24 protein-coding genes are annotated in these 25417 nt (G+C 62.9%); 9 read left to right on the plus strand and 15 right to left on the minus strand.

Annotated features, from left to right (window positions below; all coding sequences use genetic code 11):
* Nucleotides 1–123 precede the first annotated feature (123 nt).
* The 3 genes from Q1W70_RS04950 to lptF all read left to right on the plus strand — a co-directional run bounded on the left by Q1W70_RS04950 (nucleotide 124) and on the right by lptF (nucleotide 2007).
* Nucleotides 124–468 carry a pilin assembly protein gene (locus tag Q1W70_RS04950; protein ID WP_166588586.1) on the plus strand — a complete coding sequence of 115 codons (345 nt, stop codon included), beginning with the start codon at nucleotides 124–126 and terminating at the stop codon, nucleotides 466–468.
* Nucleotides 469–751: 283 nt separating this feature from the next.
* The gene (locus Q1W70_RS04955) at nucleotides 752–1165 is read left to right on the plus strand and encodes a DUF4398 domain-containing protein (protein WP_166588587.1); all 414 of its coding nucleotides are present in this window, start codon (nucleotides 752–754) and stop codon (nucleotides 1163–1165) included.
* A gap of 53 nt (nucleotides 1166–1218) precedes the next feature.
* Nucleotides 1219–2007, plus strand: coding sequence for a lipotoxin F family OmpA-related lipoprotein LptF (gene lptF, locus Q1W70_RS04960; protein ID WP_166588588.1), 789 nt, complete (start codon nucleotides 1219–1221; stop codon nucleotides 2005–2007).
* Nucleotides 2008–2132: 125 nt separating this feature from the next.
* Here the strand turns inward: lptF and Q1W70_RS04965 are convergent, their stop codons facing one another.
* From Q1W70_RS04965 to Q1W70_RS05035, 15 genes are all read right to left on the minus strand, one after another.
* Nucleotides 2133–2462, minus strand: a complete 330-nt coding sequence (locus Q1W70_RS04965) for a PA3694 family proteiin (protein ID WP_166588589.1) — start codon at nucleotides 2460–2462, stop codon at nucleotides 2133–2135.
* A complete protein-coding gene (locus tag Q1W70_RS04970; RefSeq protein ID WP_182343647.1) occupies nucleotides 2459–3373 on the minus strand; it encodes an alpha/beta hydrolase in 915 nt (304 codons plus the stop codon). The genes Q1W70_RS04965 and Q1W70_RS04970 overlap by 4 nt, the downstream gene beginning before the upstream one ends.
* A 46-nt stretch (nucleotides 3374–3419) precedes the next feature.
* A complete protein-coding gene (locus Q1W70_RS04975; RefSeq protein ID WP_166588591.1) occupies nucleotides 3420–4697 on the minus strand; it encodes a flavohemoglobin expression-modulating QEGLA motif protein in 1278 nt (425 codons plus the stop codon).
* Nucleotides 4698–4723: 26 nt separating this feature from the next.
* The gene (locus tag Q1W70_RS04980) at nucleotides 4724–5284 is read right to left on the minus strand and encodes a hypothetical protein (RefSeq protein ID WP_182343645.1); all 561 of its coding nucleotides are present in this window, start codon (nucleotides 5282–5284) and stop codon (nucleotides 4724–4726) included.
* 53 nt (nucleotides 5285–5337) lie between these two features.
* Nucleotides 5338–6054: a TetR/AcrR family transcriptional regulator gene (locus Q1W70_RS04985; protein WP_166588593.1), complete on the minus strand. Its 717-nt coding sequence runs from the start codon at nucleotides 6052–6054 to the stop codon at nucleotides 5338–5340.
* 97 nt (nucleotides 6055–6151) lie between these two features.
* On the minus strand, nucleotides 6152–7654 hold the full coding sequence (gene lysS / locus Q1W70_RS04990; RefSeq protein ID WP_166588594.1) for a lysine--tRNA ligase: 1503 nt from the start codon (nucleotides 7652–7654) through the stop codon (nucleotides 6152–6154).
* Nucleotides 7655–7769: 115 nt separating this feature from the next.
* A protein-coding gene (gene prfB, locus Q1W70_RS04995) for a peptide chain release factor 2 (protein WP_166588595.1) occupies nucleotides 7770–8865 on the minus strand; the annotation gives its coding sequence in 2 pieces (ribosomal slippage) (nucleotides 7770–8792 and nucleotides 8794–8865; 1095 coding nt in all).
* A gap of 107 nt (nucleotides 8866–8972) precedes the next feature.
* Nucleotides 8973–9974 (minus strand): response regulator, encoded by a 1002-nt coding sequence (locus tag Q1W70_RS05000; protein WP_166588596.1) that lies wholly within the window; start codon nucleotides 9972–9974, stop codon nucleotides 8973–8975.
* Between the two features lie 48 nt (nucleotides 9975–10022).
* On the minus strand, nucleotides 10023–11033 hold the full coding sequence (locus tag Q1W70_RS05005) for a chemotaxis response regulator protein-glutamate methylesterase (protein ID WP_166588597.1): 1011 nt from the start codon (nucleotides 11031–11033) through the stop codon (nucleotides 10023–10025).
* The gene (locus tag Q1W70_RS05010) at nucleotides 11030–13336 is read right to left on the minus strand and encodes a hybrid sensor histidine kinase/response regulator (protein WP_302098653.1); all 2307 of its coding nucleotides are present in this window, start codon (nucleotides 13334–13336) and stop codon (nucleotides 11030–11032) included. The genes Q1W70_RS05005 and Q1W70_RS05010 overlap by 4 nt, the downstream gene beginning before the upstream one ends.
* On the minus strand, nucleotides 13333–14016 hold the full coding sequence (locus Q1W70_RS05015) for a chemotaxis protein CheW (protein WP_166588599.1): 684 nt from the start codon (nucleotides 14014–14016) through the stop codon (nucleotides 13333–13335). The genes Q1W70_RS05010 and Q1W70_RS05015 overlap by 4 nt, the downstream gene beginning before the upstream one ends.
* Nucleotides 14013–15290, minus strand: coding sequence for a CheR family methyltransferase (locus Q1W70_RS05020; protein WP_166588600.1), 1278 nt, complete (start codon nucleotides 15288–15290; stop codon nucleotides 14013–14015). Before Q1W70_RS05020 ends, Q1W70_RS05015 begins: the two co-directional genes overlap by 4 nt.
* Complete coding sequence (locus Q1W70_RS05025) at nucleotides 15287–15823, minus strand: chemotaxis protein CheW (protein WP_166588601.1); 537 nt, start codon at nucleotides 15821–15823, stop codon at nucleotides 15287–15289. Before Q1W70_RS05025 ends, Q1W70_RS05020 begins: the two co-directional genes overlap by 4 nt.
* Nucleotides 15823–17445 (minus strand): methyl-accepting chemotaxis protein, encoded by a 1623-nt coding sequence (locus Q1W70_RS05030; RefSeq protein ID WP_166588602.1) that lies wholly within the window; start codon nucleotides 17443–17445, stop codon nucleotides 15823–15825. Before Q1W70_RS05030 ends, Q1W70_RS05025 begins: the two co-directional genes overlap by 1 nt.
* A gap of 273 nt (nucleotides 17446–17718) precedes the next feature.
* Complete coding sequence (locus Q1W70_RS05035; protein WP_166588603.1) at nucleotides 17719–18393, minus strand: tellurite resistance TerB family protein; 675 nt, start codon at nucleotides 18391–18393, stop codon at nucleotides 17719–17721.
* A 198-nt stretch (nucleotides 18394–18591) separates the two neighbouring features.
* On the opposite strand from Q1W70_RS05035, the gene Q1W70_RS05040 reads away from it, so the two are divergent.
* The 6 genes from Q1W70_RS05040 to Q1W70_RS05065 all read left to right on the plus strand — a co-directional run bounded on the left by Q1W70_RS05040 (nucleotide 18592) and on the right by Q1W70_RS05065 (nucleotide 25372).
* Nucleotides 18592–19506, plus strand: coding sequence for a LysR family transcriptional regulator (locus tag Q1W70_RS05040; RefSeq protein ID WP_166588604.1), 915 nt, complete (start codon nucleotides 18592–18594; stop codon nucleotides 19504–19506).
* A 101-nt stretch (nucleotides 19507–19607) separates the two neighbouring features.
* The gene (locus Q1W70_RS05045; RefSeq protein ID WP_302098654.1) at nucleotides 19608–21098 is read left to right on the plus strand and encodes a gamma-aminobutyraldehyde dehydrogenase; all 1491 of its coding nucleotides are present in this window, start codon (nucleotides 19608–19610) and stop codon (nucleotides 21096–21098) included.
* A gap of 87 nt (nucleotides 21099–21185) precedes the next feature.
* Nucleotides 21186–22337, plus strand: a complete 1152-nt coding sequence (gene ydcS / locus Q1W70_RS05050) for a putative ABC transporter substrate-binding protein YdcS (RefSeq protein ID WP_095166687.1) — start codon at nucleotides 21186–21188, stop codon at nucleotides 22335–22337.
* Nucleotides 22338–22586: 249 nt separating this feature from the next.
* Nucleotides 22587–23624, plus strand: a complete 1038-nt coding sequence (locus Q1W70_RS05055; protein ID WP_166588606.1) for an ABC transporter ATP-binding protein — start codon at nucleotides 22587–22589, stop codon at nucleotides 23622–23624.
* A 1-nt stretch (nucleotide 23625) separates the two neighbouring features.
* Nucleotides 23626–24573: an ABC transporter permease gene (locus Q1W70_RS05060; protein WP_166588607.1), complete on the plus strand. Its 948-nt coding sequence runs from the start codon at nucleotides 23626–23628 to the stop codon at nucleotides 24571–24573.
* Entirely contained in the window at nucleotides 24563–25372 is an 810-nt protein-coding gene (locus tag Q1W70_RS05065; protein WP_166588608.1) for an ABC transporter permease, read from the plus strand. The genes Q1W70_RS05060 and Q1W70_RS05065 overlap by 11 nt, the downstream gene beginning before the upstream one ends.
* The last annotated feature ends 45 nt before the right edge of the window (nucleotides 25373–25417 follow it).

The following is a 25417-nucleotide window of genomic DNA, read 5'->3' on the forward strand; positions in this document are numbered from 1 at the left end:
GAATCGACTTTAAACCTTCGCGGTTGCGGCTAGTCTCATGAGTAAGCCATACCCAGGCTTGCGATCGGCCACCGCCGCAGACGCATCACACCCTGTCACGAGCAGGTGATTATTGAGGTCATTATGAAAATTCGTGAACTGGCCCAGCATTGGGAAGAAACCGCCAAAGGCCGTTTGACCAAGACCGGCTACAGCATTCACCTGGACGTCGAGGCCGCTGCACGCCTGGCAGCACTCAGCGAAATGTACCCCAAGCGCCACCCCGAAGAGTTGCTCGGGGAACTGATTGGCGCCGCCCTGGAGGAACTCGAAGCGAGCTTCCCCTACATCAAGGGCCAGCAAGTCATCGCCACCGACGAAGAGGGCGATCCGCTCTACGAAGACGTCGGCCCCACCCCACGCTTCCTCGCCCTGTCCCGGCAACATCTGCATGATATTTCGGCCGCAGCCGGCAAGCAGAAACACTAGCCACACCTGCGTTCCACACTTCTGAAACCGCGTATTCCTGAGCCCTTTGTGGCTCGGGAGTACTCCTGCACGACGAAAAAGTTCCCGGTTTAGAGCCTCGCGCAAGGCCTCGACGGTTTTTTGGGCGATACGCCATCTTTTCTGAACTTTGAAAAAAAGCCATGGGTCAGACCCAGTAACCATCACTGGAACAGCCGTACCACATCACGCTGTCGCAGGCGCCGCCCAACGTTCCCACGGCTCCACAACCAGGATGGATTTGACGATGTTCAGGAGTTATCCAATGGAGTTGAAGACCATGAAAACCAGCACCGCCACCACCACGTCCACATTCCCGCGCGGTCTCAAGTTGGCCGCCCTGGCACTCGGTTGCGGCTTCGTCCTGGCCGGATGCGCCGGCAACCCGCCGACCGAGCAGTACGCCGTGACCCAATCAGCGGTCAACAGCGCCGTCAGTGCCGGCGGTACCGAGTTTGCCGCAGTGGAAATGAAAGCAGCCCAGGACAAGCTCAAACAAGCGGAACTGGCCATGCACGACAAGCAGTACGACCAGGCCCGACTGCTGGCCGAACAGGCTGAGTGGGATGCCCGCGTCGCCGAACGCAAAGCCCAGGCGATGAAGGCCGAACAGTCGCTCAAGGACTCTCAGCAAGGCGTTCAGGAACTGCGCCAGGAAAGCCAGCGCAGCGTGCAATAAGCCCTGCCCCACGCCCCTGTGCACCCGCGAATCGATAGAAAGGACGAACCACTATGCGTAAGCAATTGATGATCCCAGCTCTCCTGGCCGCCAGCGTTGCCTTGGCCGCCTGCTCGACACCTCCCAATGCCAACCTGGAACAGGCCCGGACCAACTACTCGGGCCTGCAGGCCAATCCACAAGCAAGCAAAGTCGCGGCCCTGGAAACCAAGGAAGCCAGCGACTACCTGGACAAGGCCGACAAAGCCTTCCAGGAGCGCGAGAAGGCCGAGAAGGTCGATCAACTGGCCTACCTGACCAATCAACGTGTTGAAGTCGCCAAGCAGACCATCGCCCTGCGTACCGCTGAAGCCGAGCTGAAAAACGCTTCGGCACATCGGGCCCAGGCCCGCCTTGATGCCCGTGACTCGCAGATCAAGCAGTTGCAGGACAGCCTCAACGCCAAGCAGACCGATCGCGGCACCCTGGTGACCTTCGGCGATGTGCTGTTTGCCACCAACAAGGCTGAACTGAAATCCAGCGGCCTGGTGAACATCAACAAACTGGCGCATTTCCTCGCCGAGAATCCGGACCGCAAGGTGATTGTCGAGGGCTACACTGACAGCACCGGCGCTGCCAGTTACAACCAGAGCCTGTCCGAGCGTCGTGCCAACTCGGTGCGCATGGCCCTGGTGAAAATGGGCGTCGACCCAGCGCGTGTGGTTGCCCAGGGTTACGGCAAAGAGTACCCGGTGGCCGAGAACAGCAGCGTCTCGGGCCGGGCGATGAACCGTCGGGTGGAAGTGACCATTTCCAACGACAACCAGCCGGTGATCCCACGTTCGGCAGTCAGTTCGAACTAAGCGCTTAACGCAGTAACGCAAAAGCCCCGCCTGATTTGATCAGGCGGGGCTTTTTTGTGTGTGTCGGCCGGGATGCCGCCATCGCGAGCAAGCTCGCGCCTACAAGGTCTACAGGCCGAGGCGAATCAGGGCTCGAGCTTCTGCGGGGTTTCCTGGCCCATGCAGCGCACGGCTTTTTTCTTGCTGTTGATCAGCACGCCGGTCAGGCCTTTCTGTTCGGTGTCGAACAACACCAACACGCCGTCGATGCACTGCGCCACTTGCGCAGCCGGCTCCAGGGAGACTTTGTAGTCTTCGCCCGGCACGGTCTTGAGCATGGTGAACTCATTGAGCAACAAGGCGTCTTCCGGCTTGGCAAAGTGCAGGTAGCCGTACCACCACAGGGCAGCGACGGTGCCCAGGATGCTGCAGATACCGGTGATGATCAGTGGGATGGCGTTACGTTCTTCACTCATTGCGGGCTCTCTTGCGGTTGATCGGGTGAATGGCTGGGGGCCGGGTAATTGGGGATCTCTCCCAGGCGGCGCACACCATTGAAGTGCTGCGGATCGTCCAGATAGCGCAGCATGACGGTTCGCCAGACCGGGTCGGCGAATGTCTGCACATGGCCACCGCGGGTCAATTGCAGCACCTTCGGCGGGGGCGCAGCTTGATACAGTCGGATGCCGTTGGAAAGAGGCACGATGGGATCGTCGATGCTGTGGTAGATCAGCTTGGGCACCGCGTTGACCTGGGGCATGGCGCGGATTGCGCTGTCAGCGTCCGGCACCAGCCACGACAACGGCACCTGGAACGGCCAGGTCAGCCAGCTAGTGCTGAGGGCAAACTGGCCCACTTCGCGGTAACTGGCCGGCACGCCGTCGAGCACCAGCGCCTTGAGCTGCGCCTGGCGCTGTGGGTGCTCGGCCAGGTAGTGCAGCGCCATGGCCCCGCCCAGGCTCTGGCCGAGGACAATCAGCGGCGTGCCCTGCACCTGTGGCGCCTGGTCCAGCCATGTGAAGGCGGCGTCGATATCCTGATAGACCTGCGGCAAACCGGGCTCGCCTGCTGACAGGCCATAACCGCGATAGTCCAGCAGCAACACTTGATAGCCCTGCTTGGGCAACCACCAACTGCCCCCCAGGTGCGCCGCCAGGTTGCCGCCATTGCCGTGCAGATGCAGGACCGTGCCCTTGACCGCCACCCCCTCTTTTGCCGGCAGCCACCAAGCGTGCAGCTTGACTCCATCGGCCGTGGTCAGGCTGACGTCGCGGTACTGCAGGCCGGCTTTGTCCGGGGTGAACGGCAGGCCGGGCTCAGGGTAGAACAGCAGCGAACTGCAGCCGTTGAGGGTCAGGAGCAGGCAAAGGATGCCGAGGATTCTCATCCGTTTGAAGCCTCGCAATGGGTTCAGGGTGCTGCAACCCCCGGGGTTACAGAATATTTGAGTAATCCGCTTCGATCCGGTCCAGGCTCAAGTGGTTGAGGAAGTTGGAGAAGCACATCCAGGCCGACAACGCGTTCATGTCACGAAACTGCGCGGGCAGGTATTTGGGCGGTTCCACCAGGCCTTCATCGACCAACTGGCGCAGGGTTCGCATGTCTTCCAGGGTGGTCTTGCCGCAAAACAGCAACGGGATCTGCTCAAGCTTGCCTTTGCGCACGGCCAACTGAATGTAGTTGTAAACCATGATAAAGCCCTTGAGATAGGACAAGTCTTTGGTAAATGGCAGGCCATTTGGCACCGATCCACGGAATACCCGGCTGGCATTGCCATAGCTTTCGGCCATTTCGAAGCCCTGCTCACGGAAGAACTCGAAAATCTGCAGGAAATCCGCGCCCTCCTCGACCATGTGGATCGCCCGGGTACGGTTGGTCAGCTTGCGCAGGCGGCTCGGGTAGGAGGCGAAGGTGATGATCTCCATCAGGATCGCCAGGCCTTCCTGGGTCACGGTCGAGGACGGTGGGCCCTTGGACAGGAAGGTGCAGATCGGCTGATTCAGCCCGTTGAGCGTGGTGCCCACGTGCACCAGTCCTTCATGCACTTCCAGGGCGCGCACGTCACGCTCGTTGAACATCGCGTCGGTACGAATCTTGATGTAGTCGGCACCGGCCGCCGCGTCGGCGACGATCCCGTCGGACTCGAACACCCGGATGGTTTCCTCGGCCTCGCCGAACACCTTGTTCAAGCGAGTCTGCAGCAGGTGCACCGCCTCTTTGGCGGTGAGGGTCTTGGGCTCGTCCTTGAGGTCGCCGCGACCATCGATGTTGTTCAAGTAGTCGGACATCATCAGGCCCAGATCGGCCAGGGTTGGGTCACCGGCATGGAACGCATCGGACGCCGCGCCATACAGCTCCTGGGAAATCAGCCCGAAGTCTTCGGTGCCACGGGCCTCGAGCATCCGCACCACCATGCGGTACTCCTTGCACATGCGCCGCATGATCTGCCCGACCGGGTTGAACTGGCCGAGCTGGCGAGTGATGTCGCGCTCGATGTTCTGGAATTCCAGCTTCACTTTGCTGGAATCGAAGGCCAGTGGCCGATTGAGGTAATAGTCCCGGTCCACCGCCGGCATTTCCTTGCCCTTGGCCTTGAGGAACCCCTTGCGGATGCTGTCGTCCCATTTCACCGCATCAAGGACCCGGATCGGCGTTTGCGCCAGCACTATGCGATCAGACAAGGTGCGTATCGTCTGCTGGTAATCGTCCACCGGTTGCTCCCTTGGTTAACCGTTGCCTACTGCGCTGATTGAGTGGTGTGCGGCCGTTGATACCGCGCGGCCTCGACGAATACGTCGGAATTGGCCGGATCGTCGAGGTAGGCGAACACCTGGTCCATGCTGCTGCTGACCAGCACGCCGTCGCCGTCGTCGGTGCTGAAAGGCTCACCCTGGAGGTGTTGCCCAAGCGCCTGGCGGATCTGCTCGAGATCGAGGTTGTAGATCACCAGTTCCTGTTTATCGTTCAGTTCAAACCCGGCGATGGTGAAGTTGCCGCCGTACTGGGCCGGCACCTTGGCCGAGAGGTACCAGCGATTGCCGTGGCGCGCCACCGTGAATGGATAGGCCTCGCGCTCCTTGGGCTTGGCCTTGAAGTAGCTGACCGCCTGGTAGCGGTGCGGGCCGACGCGAGTCAGGTCCAGGTTCTGTGCTTCACCCCAGGCATTCTTGCTGGTCCACTTACCGAGCAAACCCGCCGGCGCAGCCTCGCTGGCGGGCATCGCCTGCTTGAATGACACCAGGCAGCCGCTGAGCAGCAGGAACGACAGGGTGATCACCACGACACGCCAGTACTTCATTCAAGACTCCCAATCAGCACACACCGACACCGCCATCTGCCCAGCCCCCAGGGTTACACCGAGGCCAGCACCAAGTGCATATACCGCGTGAGGATTCCGAGCATTTCTTCCTCCGCCAGCGGCTCTGCCTCGTTGAGCAGGCCTTGATATTCCATCCGTCCGATTATCGCCGTCAACACTTTGGCATCCTGCTGCGGTTCGGGCGAGCCCAGCACCTGGAATAGCTGGCAGGTACCCTGCAGGAGAATCTGCTGGTGGGAACGTACCAGCAACGCCAGGCGCGGGTTGAGCAAGGCTTCCTGGCGGAACGCCTGTTCGGCCATCAGGTGCTCGCGGCGGTTGAGCAATTGCCGGTGCACATAGTCGGCGGTGAACCGGGCAATGTCGTCGGCCAGCCGCGAACGCGACTCGGGGCTGCCATCCCCGCTGTCGACCATCTCGCGCAGCAGCCCCTCGTGATTGGCCCACAGCTTGGCCATGTAGGCCGCACTGCGCTCCACGTACTGGGCAAAGGTATCGGTGAGCAGGTCATCGATGTCCTTGAAATAGTAGGTCGTCGCCGACAGTGGCACGCTGGCCTCGGCGGCCACGGCGCGGTGCCGCACCGCCCGCACGCCGTCGCGCACGACAATGCGCATCGCGGCGTCGAGAATGTCCTGTCGACGCTGTTCACTGCCCTGTCGACTGGCCTTGCGGCCCTGGTACTGAACACTTTCAGCGACCGCCGTGGCGACCCCCGCTGCTCCTTCTTGAGCATTTGCACGATTCACCGGTCTTACCTCGCAGTTGGAAGCAATAAGTTGATACGTTTGTTCCATACAGGCAATAAAAAGCCGCCTGATGTAGGCGGCTTTTTCACTGCGGCATTTACGCTTGCGGTCGCATGTGCGGGAACAGGATCACATCGCGGATCGATGGCGAGTTGGTCAACAACATCACCAGGCGATCGATACCGATGCCCTCACCCGCCGTCGGCGGCATGCCGTACTCCAGTGCACGCACGAAGTCGGCGTCGTAGTGCATGGCTTCGTCGTCACCGGCGTCCTTGTCGGCCACCTGGGCCATGAAACGCTCGGCCTGGTCTTCCGCGTCGTTCAACTCGGAGTAGGCGTTGGCGATTTCGCGACCACCGATGAACAGCTCGAAGCGGTCGGTGACATTCGGGTTGTCATCGTTGCGACGGGCCAGCGGCGACACTTCAAACGGGTACTGGGTGATGAAGTGCGGCTGCTCCAGCTTGTGCTCGACCAGTTCTTCGAAAATCATCACTTGCAGCTTGCCCAGGCCTTCGAAGCCCAGCACCTTGGCCCCGGCTTTCTTGGCGATGGCGCGCGCCTTGTCGATGTCGGTCAGGTCGTCGGCGGTCAGCTCAGGGTTGTACTTGAGGATCGAGTCGAAGACCGACAGACGCACGAACGGCTCGCCGAAGTGGAACACCTTGTCGCCGTACGGCACGTCGGTGCTGCCCAGGACCAGCTGCGCCAGTTCACGGAACAGTTCTTCGGTCAGGTCCATGTTGTCTTCGTAGTCGGCGTACGCCTGGTAGAACTCCAACATGGTGAATTCAGGGTTGTGACGAGTCGAAACGCCCTCGTTACGGAAGTTGCGGTTGATCTCGAAGACTTTCTCGAAACCACCGACCACCAGGCGCTTGAGGTACAGCTCAGGCGCGATACGCAAGAACATTTCCATGTCCAGGGCGTTGTGGTGCGTCTCGAACGGCTTGGCCGCCGCACCACCGGGGATGGTTTGCAGCATCGGCGTCTCGACTTCAAGGAAGTCGCGCTTCATCAGGAAGCTACGGATATGGGCGATGACTTGCGAACGCACGCGGAACGTCTGGCGCACTTCTTCGTTGACGATCAGGTCAACGTAGCGCTGGCGATAACGCTGTTCGGTGTCGGTCAGGCCGTGGTGTTTGTCCGGCAGCGGGCGCAGCGACTTGGTCAGCAGGCGCACGCTGGTCATTTCCACGTACAGGTCACCCTTGCCGGAACGGGCCAGGGTGCCTTCGGCGGCGATGATGTCGCCCAGGTCCCAGGTTTTCACCGCGGCCAGGGTTTCTTCGGACAGGGTCTTGCGGTTGACATAGACCTGGATGCGCCCGGACATGTCCTGGATCACCATGAACGAGCCACGGTTAAGCATGATGCGACCGGCAACCTTGACCGGGATTGCAGCCTCTGCGAGCTCTTCCTTGGTCTTGTCCGCGTACTGCTTCTGCAGGGCATCGCAGTAGTTGTCGCGGCGGAAGTCGTTCGGGAAGGCGTTGCCCTTGGCGCGCTCGGCAGCAAGCTTTTCCTTGCGCAGGGCGATCAGGGTGTTTTCTTCCTGTTGCAGGGCTTGCGGGTCGAGTTCTAGGTCGCTCATGTCTTCAAAAATTCCATCACGGGTTCGTTGCCCCCAGGCCTGCGGCCTGGGGATCGCCGGCAAGCCGGCTCCTACAGAGGATCGCGGTGTGTCAGGCGATCCCGTGCTGCATGTCTTACAAGCCTTGTTTCAGGCTGGCCACCAGGTATTCGTCGATGTCGCCGTCGAGCACCTTGTCGCAGTCGCTGCGTTCGATGTTAGTGCGCAGATCCTTGATCCGCGAGGCATCGAGCACGTACGAGCGGATCTGGTGACCCCAGCCGATGTCCGACTTGGTGTCTTCCAGGGCTTGCGAAGCGGCGTTGCGTTTCTGCACTTCCTGCTCGTACAAGCGCGCCCGCAACATTTTCATCGCGGTGTCTTTGTTGGCGTGCTGGGAGCGTTCGTTCTGGCAACTGACCACGGTGTTGGACGGTACGTGGGTAATACGTACGGCCGAGTCGGTGGTGTTTACGTGCTGACCACCGGCACCGGAGGAACGGTAGGTGTCGATACGCAGGTCCGAAGGGTTGATGTCGATTTCGATGTTGTCATCGATTTCCGGCGACACGAACACGGCCGAGAACGAGGTATGGCGACGGTTGCCGGAGTCGTACGGGCTCTTGCGCACCAGGCGGTGCACGCCGATCTCGGTGCGCAGCCAGCCAAAGGCGTACTCGCCCTTGATGTGCACGGTGGCGCCCTTGATCCCGGCGACTTCACCGGCCGACAGTTCCATGATGGTCGCGTCGAAACCGCGTTTGTCCGCCCAGCGCAGGTACATGCGCAGCAGGATGTTGGCCCAGTCCTGGGCCTCGGTGCCACCGGAGCCGGCCTGGATGTCCAGGTAGGCGTTGTTGGCGTCCATCTCACCGCTGAACATGCGGCGGAACTCGAGCTTCTCGAGGGCCTCGCGCAGGCGTTCGACTTCAGCTGCAACGTCGTCGACGGCGGCCTGGTCTTCTTCCTCGGCAGACATCAACAGCAGGTCCTTGGCATCGGCCAGACCGCTGGACATCTCATCGAGGGTTTCTACGATCTGGGCCAGCAGCGAGCGCTCGCGACCCAGGTTCTGAGCGTACTCAGGGTTGTTCCAGACACTCGGATCTTCAAGCTCGCGATTGACTTCGGTCAGACGCTCATGCTTTTGATCGTAGTCAAAGATACCCCCGAATAGTTTCGGAGCGCTCGGACAGGTCCTTGATACTGTTAAGGATCGGGTTGATTTCCATGGCGGGCAGCACTCGTTGGCGAACTTTTGAAAGCCGGCGAGTATAACGTAATCAGGCCGCCACGGCAGCCCGCCTGGCGGCTATTGGGCCACCAAAACGGCTGTTTTTTACTCGATCCCCACCTGATTGCGCCCATTGTGCTTGGCCAGGTACAAGCCCTTGTCAGCCGCCGAAATCAATTGCCGGCAGTCGCTGCCCTGTTTCGGGGTGATGGTCGACAGGCCGATGCTGATGGTCAGGCTCGCGCCTTCGGCCGGGGCGATGTGGGGGATCTTCAGGGCGGCGACGGTCTGACGGAGTTTTTCCGCCACCAGTCGTGCACCGCCCGGCGAGGTGTTGGGCAGCACCAGGGCGAACTCTTCACCGCCATAACGCGCCGGCAGGTCCGAGGGACGGCTGCTGGCATCACGGATCGCCGTCGCCACCTTGCGCAGGGCTTCATCGCCCTCAAGATGGCCGAAACTGTCGTTATAGGACTTGAAGTAGTCGACATCGATCATCAACAACGACAATTGGGTCTGGTCCCGCAGCGATCGCCGCCACTCCAGTTCCAGGTACTCGTCGAAGTGCCGGCGGTTCGACAGGCCGGTCAGGCCGTCGGAGTTCATCAAGCGCTGCAGCACCAGGTTGGTGTCGAGCAACTGCTGCTGGCTGACCCGCAACGCCCGGTAGGCGGCGTCGCGCTGGATCAGCGTGGTGTAGGAGCGCGAGTGATACCGAATGCGCGCCACCAGCTCGATGTTGTCCGGCAGTTTCACCAGGTAATCGTTGGCCCCGGCGGCAAACGCCGCGCTCTTGATCAAGGGGTCTTCCTTGGTCGACAGCACAATGATCGGGATGTCCTTGGTTGCCGGGTGGTTGCGGTAGTCGCGCACCAGCGTCAGGCCGTCCAGGCCGGGCATCACCAGGTCCTGCAGAATCACCGTCGGCTTGATGCGAATCGCCTGGGCGATGGCCTGGTGCGGGTCGGCGCAGAAGTGGAAGTCGATGTTTTCTTCGTTCGCCAGCCCCCGCCGCACGGCTTCGCCGATCATGGCTTGGTCGTCGACCAGCAGCACCATCGCGGCATTTTCATCGTTCTTGAAATCGTCGAGCTGTAACTCATCCATGGGGATTCACCTGAAATACTACTTGGCCAGTACCGCTGCGGATGTCATTCATTTTGCAAAGATCTCCAGCAATCGTGGCGCTATTTTTTCCAGCGGGCGAACTTCCACCGCGGCGTCGATGGCGGCGGCGGCCTTGGGCATACCGTACACCGCACTGCTGTTCTGGTCCTGGGCGATGGTCAGGTAGCCCTGCTGGCGCATCAATTTGAGTCCCTGGGCGCCATCGCGGCCCATTCCGGTGAGCAGCACACCCACGGCATCACCGCCCCAGTAACTGGCCACACTTTCGAAGAACACATCGATCGAGGGCCGATAGATCTCGTTGACCGGCTCGGCGGTGTAGGCCAGCGTGCCGTTTTTCAACAAGCGAATATGGTGGTTGGTGCCCGCCAGCAACACCGTGCCGCTTTGCGGCGGCTCGCCTTCCTGGGCCAGGCGTACATTCAGGCCACTGACACTGGTGAGCCATTCTGCCATGCCCGCGGCGAACACCTGATCCACATGCTGCACCAGCACGATGGCCGCCGGAAAATCCCGTGGCAAGCCCTTGAGCAGCACTTCCAGCGCCGCCGGGCCGCCGGCCGAGGAGCCAATGGCGACCAGGCGCTGGCGCGAGGCCGAGCTGCGCAGCGGGCTGGGGGCCGGGCGCTCGCGATTGCCCTTCTCGCCGATCAACCAGCCGATGTTGGTGATTTTGCGCAGCAGCGGTGCGGCGGCTTCCTGGGCATTGCCAGCCCCCAGGGCCGGCGTGTCGACCACATCCAGCGCGCCGTGGCCCATGGCCTCGAACACCCGGTGCACATTCTGCTGGCGATCGACCGTGACAATGACGATGGCACACGGGGTTTCAGCCATGATCCGGCGAGTCGCCTCGACCCCGTCCATGAGCGGCATGATCAAGTCCATGAGGATCAGGTCCGGGGTCAGTTCGGCGCAACGCTGCACCGCTTCCCTGCCATTGCTGGCCACCCACACCACCTGGTGCGCCGGCTCGAACGCCAGGGCCCGGCGCAGCGCTTCCACGGCCAGGGGCATATCGTTGACGATTGCGATCTTCATGCCCGCGCTCCTCCTATGAGCTCGACCACTGCGTCGAGCAGGGCATCGTCATGAAAGCTGGCTTTGGCTAGATAATAGTCGGCTCCCGCATCCAGTCCACGGCGCCGATCCTCTTCACGGTCCTTGTAGGACACCACCATCACGGGCAGCGACTGCAGGCGATTGTCGCGGCGCAACAGCGAGACCAGTTCGATCCCATCCATGCGCGGCATGTCGATATCGGTAATCAACAGGTCGAAGTCCTCGGCACGCAGGGCGTTCCAGCCGTCCATGCCGTCGACGGCGACGGCCACGTCATAACCCCGGTTGAGCAGCAGCTTGCGCTGCAACTCGCGTACCGTCAGCGAGTCATCGACCACCAGAATCCGCTTGCGGGCCACCTGCGCGGCCTGCTGGCTGTGGCGGGCGATCCGCTCCAGGCGCCCGGTATTGAGCAGTTTCTCCACCGAACGCAGCATGTCCTCGACGTCGACGATCAGCACCACCGAACCATCATCCAGCAAGGCGCCGGCAGAAATATCCTGGATCTTGCCCAGGCGCTCATCCAGCGGCAGCACCACCAGGGTGCGCTCGCCGATAAAGCGCTCGACGGCCACGCCGTACACCGCATCGCGCTCACGAATCACCACCACCTTGAGGGTGGCCGCGCTGCTCTGGCTCACTGGCCGTTGCAGCAGTTGGTTGGCGGCCACCAGCCCGACATGCCGGCCTTCGTGCCAGAAGTGCTGACGGCCCTCCACCTGCACGATGTCCTCGGGCGCCAGGTCGCACATGCGCTCGATGTGCGCCAGCGGGAAGGCGTAGGCCTCCTCGCCGACTTCCACCACCAGGCTGCGGACCACCGACAGGGTCAGGGGCACTTCAAGGTGGAAACGACTGCCCTCGCCCGCCTTCTGCTCCAGCATCACCGCCCCACGCAACTGGCGCACCATGTGCTGCACCGCGTCGAGGCCGACGCCACGGCCGGAAACTTCAGTGACTTTGTCCCGCAGGCTGAAGCCGGGCAGAAACAGGAACGTCAGCAGTTCCTCTTCGCTCAATTGCGCCGCGGTCTCGGCCGGCGACAGCTGACGCTGGACGATGCTGCGCCGGACCTGTTCCAGGTCTACGCCATTGCCATCGTCGCTCAGCTCCAGTACCAACAGGCCGGCCTGATGGGACGCCCGCAGGCGGATCAGCCCTTCGGCCGGTTTACCAGCCAGCAAGCGCTGCTCCGGCGACTCGATGCCGTGGTCCACCGCATTGCGCAGCAGGTGGGTCAGCGGCGCTTCGAGTTTTTCCAGCACGTCGCGGTCGACCTGGGTCTTTTCGCCCTCGATCTCCAGGCGCACCTGCTTGCCCAGGCTGCGGCCCAGGTCGCGGACCATCCGTGCCTGACCGGTCAGCACGTCGGCAAACGGGCGCATGCGGCAGGCCAGCGCAGTGTCGTACAGCACCTGGGCCCGCTGGCTGGCCTGCCAGGCAAATTCGTCCAGCTCTGCGGTTTGCTCCGCCAGCAATTGCTGGGACTCGGCCAGCAGCCGCCGCGCCTCTTCCAGGGCCTCCTCGGCTTCCAGACCAAGGCTCTGTTCCTTGAGCTGGGCATTGAGGTTTTCCAGGGCGCGCAGGCCGTTGCTCTGCATACGTTTGAGGCGCTGCAGGGTCGTCAGATAGGGTTTCAGACGCTGGGTCTCGACCAGCGATTTACTCGACAGATCGAGCAGGCTGTTCAGACGCTCGGCAGTCACCCGCAGCACCCGCTCGCCGCCCTCGGTGACTCGCTTGGCGGGCCTGGCGAGCTCCGCCGAGTTCACCTGCAACGGCTCGGGCTCCGACAGCTCAAAGCGCGAGACAGGGGGTTCGAGTTGCAGCTCGGCCATCGGCAGCTCCGGCGCCGGCGGCGGCAGGCTCACCGGCGTCGGCGTCGGTGCCGACGCGGGATCGAGCAACCGTCCCATCAACGCCACATACGCGTAGATATCGCTGGGCCCGACCGCGTTGCCGGGCGTGGCGATGCGCATCAGCAGGTCGGTACCTTGCAACAACGCGTCAATGTGCTCGGGGCGCAGCAGCAGGCGGCCTTCCTGGGCGCTGACCAGGCAATCCTCCATCACATGGGACACTTCGACCCCGGCATCGACGCCAACGATGCGCGCCGCGCCCTTGAGCGAGTGGGCGGCGCGCATGCAGGCTTCCAGGTGAACGGCCTGGGTCGGATCACGTTCCAGCGCCAGCAATCCGGCGCTGAGTACCTGGGTCTGGGCTTCGGCCTCCAGGCTGAACAACTCCAGCAGCGAGGCGTCGCGCATTTGCTCGGGGGTCATGTGAGGCTCCGGGTCACGGCGGACAGCAACTGCTCTTCATCCAGCCAACGCAAACTGCGCCCATTAAAGGGCAATACGCCTCGGGTGTATTTGGCGCTGGCCTGCGGGCCCGAGCGCGAGGCCGCGTCGAGCAGCCGCTGATCGATGGCATGGATCCCGTCGACCTCGTCCACCGGCACCACCACCGGGCCGCCGTGGGCGGCAATGATCAACATGCGCGGCATGACCCGCGCACTGGATGGGCCTGCCGTCGAGGCCTCCAGCCCCAGCAACTCCACCAGCGACAGGCAGGCCACCAGCGCGCCACGCACATTGGCTACCCCCATCAACGCCCGTGAGCGCTGGTGGGGCAAGGAATGCACCGCCTGCAAAGGCGCCACTTCCACCAGGCTGCGGGTGCTCAGCGCCAGCCACTCCTCCCCCAGGCGGAACATCAGCAGCGAACGGGTGGCGACCTGCGCCTCGACCGTCGCCGAGCCATGGGCCTGGTCGTCCTGTTGCAGCGCATATCGGTCCAGCAGGCGGGTAGCCGCGGCGGAGTAGACCGCGCAGTTGCGGCAATGAATGTGCTCCGCCAGCAACCCACAGGACTTGTCACCGTGGACCCCGATGCGGTTCCAGCAGTCGTCGATGGCCTGGGCATCGGCGTGGGTCACGTTCAACGAAACTGAACCGGTCATCGTTTGCGCTCACTGTCAGCGGTACGTTCGTTGCGCGCCGCGCGTTCCTGCAGGCGCCGGCTCCCGGCCACATCGCCCTGGGACGCGAGCAACGCGGCCAGGTGCATCAGGGCTTCGGGGTGTTGCGGCTCCAGGTACAGCGCCTTGCGATAAAACCCCTGGGCTTCGAGCACACTGCCGGCCACATCGCTGAGCAGGCCTAACCAGTAGAACACCTGTGCCACCGGGCCATGGCTGCGCAGGTACGCCTCACAGGCGGCACGCGCTTCAGGACTTTTGCCTTCGTTGGCCAGGGTCGCAATGTGGGCCAGCAGCACCGCGGCATCGCCAGCGCCCGGCGGTTCTGCCCGGGGTGACACTGGGCGGGCCACGGTTGCAAAGGGCCGACTGCGCACTGGCGGCGCAGGCACGCGGCGCACCGGCAAGCTCGCCGACAGCGCTGGCGCGATATAGGCCGGCAGTGGCTGGGGTTCAGGCTCACTGTGCCGGCTGAAGGCAAACGACTGGGGAATGCCGATCGAACGCATGCCCAGGCGCCCCAGCAGACTGCCTTCGGCCGGACCGATGAACAGCACACCGTCAACGTGGGTCAGGCGCTTGAGCACTTCGAAGACCTGGGTCTGGGTCGGCAGGTCGAAATAGATCAGCAAGTTGCGGCAAAACACGAAGTCATAGGCCGGCTCATTGGCCAGCAGGGTCGGGTCCAGCAGATTGCCGACCTGCAAACGCACCTGCTCGCGAACCCGCTCGCTGAGGCGATAGCCGTCATCTTCAACACTGAAATGCCGCTCGCGAAAATCGCCCTGCTGCCCGCGAAAGGAGTTCTTGCCGTAGCGCGCCCGCTTGGCCCGCTCCACCGACAATGGGCTGACATCCAGGCCGTCGACCTTGAACTGATGGGGGGCCAACCCGGCATCGAGCAAGGCCATGGCAATCGAGTAAGGCTCCTCGCCGGTGGAGCACGGCAGGCTGAGGATGCGCAGTGCGCGCATGTTGTGGAGCTCGGCCAGGCGCTTGCTTGCCAGCCTGGCCAGCGTGGCAAAGGATTCGGGATAGCGGAAGAACCAGGTCTCGGGCACGATCACCGCTTCGATCAGCGCTTGCTGCTCGTCTCGCGAACCCAACAAGCGTTGCCAATACTGATCGGCCGTTTGCACCTGTTGCGCAGCCGTGCGCTGGCGTACCGCGCGCTCGATGATCGCCGGCCCGACGGACGTCACGTCCAGGCCGATACGCTCCTTGAGGAAGTCGAAAAAACGCTGGTCACTGCTCATGCTCGATCCTCAAGCAGCGACGGGTCCAAGGGGGGCGATGGAAACAGCAGCGCCCGCACCTGGGCATCCAGCAGGTCCGCGACCCGCACCCATTGCAGCAGTCCCTGGGCGTCTTTGCGCACCGGCCCCAGGTAAGGCGCCTGGCGGTTGTCCAGGCCGTAGGGTTGGAACTGCGCCGGATGGCAGCGCAAGGTGTCAGTGGCCTGCTCGAGAATCAGCCCCAGCAGTTGCGCGGGCAGCGTGGCATCGGGTTGATAGTGCACCAGCACCAGGCGCGTGCTGGTGCGGGCCTCGGCAGCCAGGCCGAAGGTCAGCGCGCCGACATCAATCACCGGCACCACCGTCCCGCGGTAGGCGAACACCCCGGCGACCCAGTGCGGCGCCTGGGCAATCGGTTTGAGCGGCAGGCGTGGCAGCACCTCCGCCACTTCCACGGCCTGCAAGGCATAACGCTCGCCACCGATGCGAAACACCAGGAACAGCGCTTGTTTCGGGGCCACACCCGCGCCCCGCTTGGCCACGAGTTCGCTCATCAGACTTTGAATCGCGAGACGCCGCTGCGCAGCCCGACGGCCACCTGGCTCAATTCGTCGATGGCGAAACTGGCCTGGCGCAACGACTCGACCGTCTGGCTGCTGGCATCGCCCAACTGCACCAGCGCGTGGTTGATCTGTTCGGCACCGGTGGCCTGGGCCTGCATGCCCTCGTTGACCATCAGCACGCGCGGCGCCAGCGCCTGGACCTGATGGATGATCTGCGACAGTTGTTCGCCGACCTGCTGCACTTCGGACATGCCGCGGCGCACCTCTTCGGAGAACTTGTCCATGCCCATCACACCGGCCGAGACCGCCGACTGGATCTCACGGACCATCTGCTCGATGTCATAGGTGGCAACGGCCGTCTGGTCGGCCAGGCGCCGCACTTCGGTGGCGACCACGGCAAAACCGCGACCGTACTCACCGGCCTTTTCCGCTTCGATGGCGGCGTTCAACGACAGCAGGTTGGTCTGGTCGGCGACCTTGACGATGGTCACCACCACCTGGTTGATGTTACCGGCCTTCTCATTGAGGATCGCCAGCTTGGCGTTGACCAGGTCGGCCGCGCCCATCACCGAGTGCATGGTGTCTTCCATGCGTGCCAGGCCCTGCTGACCGGAGCCGGCCAATACCGAGGCCTGGTCGGCAGCGGTGGACACTTCGGTCATGGTGCGCACCAGGTCGCGCGAGGTTGCCGCGATCTCCCGCGAGGTCGCCCCGATTTCCGTGGTGGTCGCGGCGGTTTCGGTGGCGGTGGCCTGCTGTTGCTTGGAGGTGGCGGCGATCTCGGTCACCGAGGTCGTGACCTGTACCGACGAACGCTGGGCCTGGGACACCAGCGCGGTGAGCTCGGTCATCATGTCGTTGAAGCCGCTTTCCACGGCGCCGAACTCATCCTTGCGGTCGAGGTTGAGGCGATTGCTCAAGTCTCCGGTGCGCATGATTTCGAGGATCTTCACGATGCGGTTCATCGGCGCCATGATCGCGCGCATCAGCAGCAGTCCGCAGAGCGCCGCCGCCAGCACCGCCACCAACAACGACACGCCCATACTGATTTTCGCTGCGACGACGGCGTCGTCGATGGCGGCAGTCGCGTGGTCGGCAACCGCCTTGTTCTCACGGATGATGTCGTTGAGCTTCAGGCGGCCGGTCACCCAGGCTGGCGTCAACTGCTCATTGAACAACTGGATCGCCTCCTGCTCCTGGTGGTTTTTATGCAGGTCAAGGACGGTGGCCAGGATCCGGGTGAAGTTCTGATGCGCTTTCTGGAAGGCATCGAACTCGGTGCGGTCTTCGGCACCTTGAATGGTCGTGGCGTAGTTGGCCATTTGCTCTTCGAGACGCTGCTCGAAGTCCTTGAAGTTGGCGAGGTCTTGCTCAGTGACCCCCTGCCCTTCCTCCAGGCCGAGCATTTTCTGGATCTCCAGGTAGCTGTCGACCCAGGCACTGCGAATCATCGAACTGTAATAGACCCCTGGCACGGCATCATCGCGAACGCTGGTCTCGCTGGCTTCGATCTTCAACAGACGTGAGTAAGAGACGACCACCATCAACAACATGATGGCGATAATCACCGCAAAGCTCGCCAAAATGCGTTGGCGCAACGTCCAGTTCTTCACAGTCAGTCCTCGGGGCCATTCAAATGGTGGGGAGTATAGCCGAGGGCGCGCTGGGTTTAAGCAGCGGTTGCGCACTGCGTCTCATCCCGAGCGAAAAGTCTGGATCCGCTCTGGGACGGCTACTTTCCGTCAGATGGCCCGGGAGCCGCCAGTGATATTTGTGTAGAAACAGACGGTGGATTGGCCATTGCGGGCGAGCCGGCGAGGCTGCGTTCGAAGACGCAGTCCTCGCCGCGTGTCACTTGACGATGGCTCACCTGCGACACTCGACACTCAGAGGCGCACCTGCCGCTCCAGCTCGGCTTTCAATCCCGGCTCCAGCTTGAGTTGGCGGGCCAGTTCGTCGAGATAGGATTTCTCCATGAAGTTCTCTTCGTCCACCAGCATCACGCTGGCGATGTACATCTCGGCGGCCATTTCCGGGGTGCTGGCGGCGCGGGCGACGTCGGCCGGGTCCAGCGGTTTGTTGAGTTCGGCGTGCAGCCACTGCTGCAGCTCCTGGTCGTTGTCCAGCTTGCGGAACTCGCCCTCGATCAGCTCACGCTCGCGCGCGTCGACATGGCCGTCGGCCTTGGCGGCGGCCACCAGGGCCTTGAGGATGGCCTGGCTGTGCTGCTCGACCTGCGCCGGCGGCAGGCGATCGAGGGTTTGTGGCTCGGTCTGCGGCGCCGTGCCCTGCTGGGCCTGCCAGTTGCCGTAGGCCTTGTAGGCAATCACGCCCAGTGCCGCGAGGCCGCCATAGACCGCCACCTTGCCGCCGACTTTGCGCGCCTTCTTGTTACCCAGCAGCAGGCCCATCGCGCCAGCGGCCAAGGCCCCGCCGCCCGCACCGGAGAGCAGGCTGCCCAGCCCGCCGCTGGCCGCTTTGTTCTGGGTCCCGCCGGCCTTTTTCTGCAACAGGTCCTGGCCGGACTTGAGTAACTGATCGAGCAAACCACGGGTAATCATAGATAGCCTCCAGAAAATCACGTTTAACCGATAAATAAGGCCACCAGCCTAGATCTAAAGTGCCCGAGGCCTGCGGGCGAGTGTGCTTCCAGATGTTGCCCACCCCTTGCGGTGGCCCTGCTAGCTGGGCTAGGGCATCGATAAAAAAGATATACACTGGGAAAAATCTATAAAAACCGCCCACCGGGTACTTTTCCCATGATGACCCTGCGTCAGATCCGTCACTTCATCGCCGTCGCCGAAACCGGCTCGATCTCGGCCGCCGCGCAAGCGGTGTATATCTCCCAGTCCACCCTGACCCTGGCCATCCAGCAACTGGAGCAGGAGATTGGGGTCAACCTGTTCAACCGCCACGCCAAGGGCATGACCCTGACCCACCAGGGACACCAGTTCCTGCGTCAGGCGCACTTGATTCTGGCCACCGTGGACAACGCCAAGCGCAGCCTGCAACAAAGCACCGACCAAGTGGCCGGGCAATTGACCATAGGGGTCACCAGCCTGGTCGCGGGCTACTACCTGGCGGACCTGCTGACCCGCTTTCAACGGGCCTACCCCAATGTCGAGATCCGGGTCATGGAAGATGAGCGCCCGTACATCGAGCACTTGCTGGTCAGTGGCGAAATCGATGTCGGGGTGCTGATCCTGTCCAACCTCGAGGATCGCCACGCCCTGCAAACCGAAGTGCTGACCCACTCGCCCCACCGCCTGTGGCTACCGGCCCAGCACCCGTTGCTGGAGCACGACAGCATCAACCTGGCGGACGTCGCTCGCGAGCCATTGATCCAGTTGAACGTCGACGAGATGGACCGCAACGCCCAGCGCATGTGGCGAGCCGCCTCGCTGCAACCACGCATCACCTTGCGCACCGCCTCGACCGAGGCCGTGCGTAGCCTGGTGGCAGCGGGCCTGGGGGTGTCGATCCAGCCCGACATGACCTACCGCCCATGGTCCCTGGAAGGCGACATCATCGAAGCCCGGCCCATCGCCGACCTCAGCCAGACCCTCGATGTCGGCCTGGCCTGGCGCCGTGGCACCGCCCGCCCGGCACTGGTCGACCCATTCCTGACAGTGGCCCGCGAGCAGCCGCCCGGCGGACGCAAGCCATCTATTTAATCGAACGCAGCATTCAGTATTTAGTATTTGTCGTCCTCAAGCCCCGCCACTAGTCTTTGTACATCTATAAGACGGTCGGGCCCCCAGTCACAGGGAGCACCATGGCCACACAAGAAAAGAGAACCCGAAAAATGCCCGGCGCGCAGACCCCTTTGTTCACCGCCTTACTGATCGATGGTGAATTGGTCGCCGGCCAGGGCTTTGTCGAGCCGATTCTCAACCCGGCCACCGGCGAAGTGCTGACCCACATTGCCGAAGCCAGCACCGAACAGGTCGAAGCCGCGATCCTCGCCGCCCACCGGGCCTTTGCCGGCTGGTCGCGAACCACGCCGCAACAGCGCTCGAACATCCTGCTGGACATCGCCAACGCCATCGAGAAACACGCTGACCTGCTGGCCCGCCTGGAATCGCTGAACTGCGGCAAACCACTGCACCTGGCGCGCCAGGATGACCTCAGTGCGACGGTGGACGTGTTCCGCTTCTTCGCTGGCGCCGTGCGCTGCCAGACCGGCCAGCTCAGCGGTGAATACCTGCCGGGCTACACCAGCATGGTGCGCCGCGACCCCATTGGCGTGGTGGCCTCGATTGCGCCGTGGAACTACCCGATCATGATGGCCGCCTGGAAAATCGCCCCGGCCCTCGCCGCCGGCAATACCCTGGTGTTCAAGCCCTCCGAACATACCCCGCTGTCGATCCTGGCCCTGGCGCCGGCGCTGGCCGAGATCCTGCCGCGCGGGGTGATCAACATCGTCTGCGGTGGCGGTGAAGGGGTCGGCAGCCACCTGGTCAGCCATCCCAAAGTCCGTATGGTCTCGCTCACTGGCGACATCGTCACCGGGCAGAAAATCCTCCAGGCCGCCGCCAAGACCCTCAAGCGCACCCACCTGGAACTGGGCGGCAAGGCGCCGGTGATCGTCTGCAACGATGCCGACCTGCAAGCCGTGGTCGCCGGCGTGCGCAGCTACGGTTACTACAACGCCGGACAGGACTGCACCGCGGCCTGCCGCATCTACGCCCAGGACGGGATTCACGACAAGCTGGTGGCGGAGTTGGGCGCGGCTGTCAGCAGCCTGCGGTTCGCCGGCAAGCGTGACGCCGACAACGAGATCGGCCCGCTGATCAGCACCCGCCAGCGCGACCGCGTGGCCAGCTTTGTCGAACGCGCCCTCGGCCAGCCGCACATCGAACGGGTGACCGGCGCGGCGGTGCATTCCGGCGCCGGCTTCTATTACCAGCCCACCCTGCTCGCCGGCTGCAAGCAAAGCGATGAAATCGTCCAGCGCGAAGTGTTCGGCCCGGTGGTCACCGTGACCCGCTTCGACGAGCTGGAGCAAGCGGTGGACTGGGCCAACGACTCGGAGTACGGCCTGGCCTCGTCGGTCTGGACGCAGAACCTCGACAAGGCGATGCAGGTCGCGGCGCGCTTGCAGTACGGCTGCACCTGGATCAACAGCCACTTCATGCTGGTCAGTGAAATGCCCCACGGCGGTTTGAAACGCTCCGGCTACGGCAAGGACCTGTCCAGCGATTCGCTGCAGGACTACAGCGTGGTGCGGCACATCATGGCCCGCCACGGCAATGACCTGAAATAACGCTACTAAGCTAACAACAAGCCGAAAAGGCCAGCTGCATCACGTTCAATACTGCCCCGACCATAATTTAAAGAAGAGGGAAACCCCATGTTCGTGCACAAGACCGCACTGCTCAGTGCAATCACCACCGCGCTGCTGGCCAGTGCCAGCCTCCAGGCCGCCGAACCGCTGAAAGCCGTTGGTGCCGGCGAGGGCCAACTGGACATCGTGGCCTGGCCTGGCTACATCGAACGGGGTGAAAGCGACAAAGCCTATGACTGGGTGACCGGCTTCGAGAAGGAGACCGGCTGCAAGGTCAACGTCAAGACCGCCGCCACTTCCGATGAGATGGTCAGCCTGATGGCCAAGGGCGGTTACGACCTGGTGACCGCCTCCGGCGACGCCTCGCTGCGGTTGATCGTCGGCAAGCGTGTGCAGCCGATCAATACTGCACTGATCCCCAACTGGAAGAACCTTGATCCGCGCCTCAAGGATGCCCCCTGGTACGTGGTCAACCAACAGACATACGGCACCCCCTATCAATGGGGGCCGAACGTGCTGATGTACAACACCAACGTGTTCAAGACCGCGCCCACCAGCTGGAACGTGGTGTTCGATGCGCAGAACCTGCCAGACGGCAAGCCGAACAAGGGCCGCGTGCAGGCCTATGACGGTCCGATCTACATCGCCGACGCGGCGCTGTACCTGAAATCCACCAAACCGGAACTGGGCATCCAGAGCCCCTACGAACTGACCGAAGCGCAGTACAAGGCCGTGCTCGACCTGCTGCGCGCCCAACAGCCGCTGATCCACCGCTACTGGCACGACACCACCGTGCAAATGAGTGACTTCAAGAACGAAGGTGTCGTGGCGTCCAGCGCCTGGCCCTATCAGGTCAACGGCCTGATGAACGAGAAGCAGCCCATCGCCTCGACCATCCCGAAAGAAGGCGCCACCGGCTGGGCCGATACCACCATGCTGCACGCCGAGGCCAAGCACCCGAACTGCGCCTACAAGTGGATGGACTGGTCGCTGCAACCCAAGGTCCAGGGTGATGTCGCGGCCTGGTTTGGCTCGTTGCCAGCGGTCCCGGCGGCCTGTCAGGGCAGCGAACTGCTGGGCGCCGAAGGCTGCAAGACCAACGGCTTCGACCAGTTCGAGAAGATCGCCTTCTGGAAAACCCCGCAGGCTGAAGGTGGCAAGTTCGTGCCGTACAGCCGCTGGACCCAGGACTACATCGCGATCATGGGCGGCCGCTAAAAGTCATTCAGGGAGTTGCTGCGCGTCGATTATCCGCGCCCGGGCAGTGCTCGCATCCTCACGTACTGACGTACGCTGCGGGTGCTGTGCGCTGGCCGGACACGGCTAATCGCCGCTCGCGACGCTCCCTGAACGACTTTTCCAGCTCCATCGCTTTGCCAGCAGCAGAATTGATTTTCGATTGATAGATTTTTCAGAAGTCCAGGCAGGGCCGCTGCGACGGCCCGCGCCTTTTTGGAGCACCGCACCATGACGCTTGCAGTCCAATTCACCAACGTTTCCCGTCTATTCGGCGAAGTGAAAGCCGTAGACCGGGTTTCCATCGACATCCAGGACGGCGAGTTCTTTTCCATGCTCGGCCCTTCCGGCTCGGGTAAAACCACCTGCCTGCGGCTGATCGCCGGCTTCGAACAGCCGAGCGCGGGGTCGATCCGCATTCACGGCGAAGAAGCCGCCGGACTGCCGCCCTATCAGCGTGACGTCAACACCGTCTTCCAGGATTACGCCCTGTTCCCCCACATGAATGTCCGCGACAACGTCGCCTACGGCTTGAAGGTCAAGGGCGTGGCCAAGAAAGAACGCCTGGAGCGTGCCGAAGAATCCCTCGCCATGGTGGCCCTGGGCGGCTACGGCGAGCGCAAGCCGGTGCAGTTGTCCGGCGGCCAGCGCCAGCGTGTGGCCCTGGCCCGCGCACTGGTCAATCGCCCGCGGGTGCTGTTGCTCGACGAACCCCTGGGGGCGCTGGACCTGAAACTGCGTGAACAAATGCAGAGCGAGCTGAAGAAGCTGCAGCGCCAGCTCGGCATCACCTTCATTTTCGTCACCCACGACCAGACCGAAGCCCTGTCGATGTCCGACCGCGTGGCAGTGTTCAACAAGGGTCGCATCGAGCAAGTGGACACCCCGCGCAACCTGTACATGAAACCGGCCACCACCTTCGTCGCGGAATTCGTCGGCACCTCCAACGTGATCCGCGGCGAACTGGCACAACAACTGAGCGGCAACCCGCAGCCCTTCTCGATTCGTCCGGAACACGTGCGTTTCGCCGAAGGCCCGCTGGCCAGCCATGAGATCGAAGTCAGCGGCCTGCTGCACGACATCCAGTACCAGGGCAGCGCCACCCGTTACGAGTTGAAGCTGGAAAACGGCCAGACCCTGAACATCAGCAAGGCCAACAACCAGTGGCTGGACACCAGCGCCCAGCACCAGACCGGCCAACGCATCAGCGCGCGCTGGGCCCGCGAGGCGATGACCCCGCTGCACGACACCGTCACGAGCGGGGTGTGAGATGAACACCGTGGCCATGACCCAAACACCCCCCGGGGGCTCGCCGCTGCGCCGGTTCTCCAACCTGCTGTACCGCCGGCCCAACCTGTACCTGTCGATGTTGCTGGTGCCGCCGCTGATCTGGTTCGGCGCGATCTATCTCGGCTCGCTCCTGACCCTGTTGTGGCAGGGCTTCTACACCTTTGACGACTTCACCATGGCGGTCACCCCTGACCTGACCCTGGGCAACTTCGCCGCGCTGTTCCAGCCGTCGAACTTCGACATCATCCTGCGCACCCTGAGCATGGCCATCGTGGTCTCGATCGCCAGCGCCATCGTGGCGTTTCCGATCGCCTACTACATGGCGCGCTACACCACCGGCAAGACCAAGGCGTTCTTCTACATCGCGGTGATGATGCCGATGTGGGCCAGCTACATCGTCAAGGCCTATGCCTGGACCCTGCTGCTGGCCAAGGGCGGCGTCGCACAGTGGTTCGTGCAGCACCTGGGGCTGGAGCCCGTGCTGCAGTTCATCCTGGGGATTCCCGGGGTCGGTGGCAGCACCTTGTCCACCTCGCACCTGGGCCGCTTCATGGTGTTCGTGTACATCTGGCTGCCGTTCATGATCCTGCCGATCCAGGCTTCGCTGGAGCGCCTGCCGCCGTCCCTGCTGCAAGCCTCCGCCGACCTCGGCGCCAAGCCGCGCCAGACCTTCATGCAGGTGATCCTGCCGCTGTCGGTGCCGGGCATTGCCGCAGGCTCGATCTTCACCTTCTCCCTGACCCTGGGCGACTTCATCGTGCCGCAACTGGTGGGCCCGCCGGGTTACTTCGTCGGCAGCATGGTCTACGCCCAGCAAGGCGCGATCGGCAACATGCCGATGGCCGCGGCCTTCACCCTGGTGCCCATCGTGCTGATTGCCATCTACCTGTCCATCGTCAAACGCCTGGGGGCCTTCGATGCACTCTGAAAAAGCTTCTTTAGGTCTGCGCATTGCCGCCTGGGGCGGGCTGGTGTTCCTGCACTTCCCGATCCTGATCATCTTCCTGTACGCCTTCAACACCGAAGACGCAGCGTTCAGTTTTCCGCCCAAGGGTTTCACCCTGAAGTGGATCGGCGTGGCGTTCTCACGGCCTGACGTACTGGAAGCCATCAAGCTGTCGGCCCAGATCGCCGCCATCGCGACCCTGATCGCCATGGTCCTCGGCACCCTGGCCTCGGCGGCACTGTACCGGCGTGACTTCTTCGGCAAGCAAGGCATCTCGCTGATGTTGATCCTGCCGATTGCCCTGCCGGGGATCATCACCGGTATCGCGTTGCTGGCGACCTTCAAGACCCTGGGCATCGAGCCGGGCATGTTCACCATCATCGTCGGTCACGCGACCTTCTGTGTGGTGATCGTCTACAACAACGTCATCGCCCGCCTGCGCCGCACCTCCCACAGCCTGATCGAGGCCTCGATGGACCTGGGCGCCGATGGCTGGCAGACCTTCCGCTACATCATCCTGCCGAACCTCGGCTCGGCGCTGCTGGCTGGCGGCATGCTGGCGTTTGCCCTGTCGTTCGACGAAATCATCGTCACCACCTTCACCGCCGGCCATGAACGCACCTTGCCGCTGTGGCTGCTCAACCAGCTCAGCCGCCCACGGGACGTGCCGGTGACCAACGTGGTAGCGATGCTGGTGATGATCGTGACCATGTTGCCGATTCTCGGTGCCTATTACCTGACACGCGGCGGTGAAAGCGTGGCCGGTAGCGGTGGGAAGTAACTGACGACCAACATCTGCTGTAGGAGCGAGCCTGCTCGCTCCTAC

Source organism: Pseudomonas kielensis (genome assembly GCF_030505375.1).
GTDB lineage: Bacteria > Pseudomonadota > Gammaproteobacteria > Pseudomonadales > Pseudomonadaceae > Aquipseudomonas > Aquipseudomonas kielensis.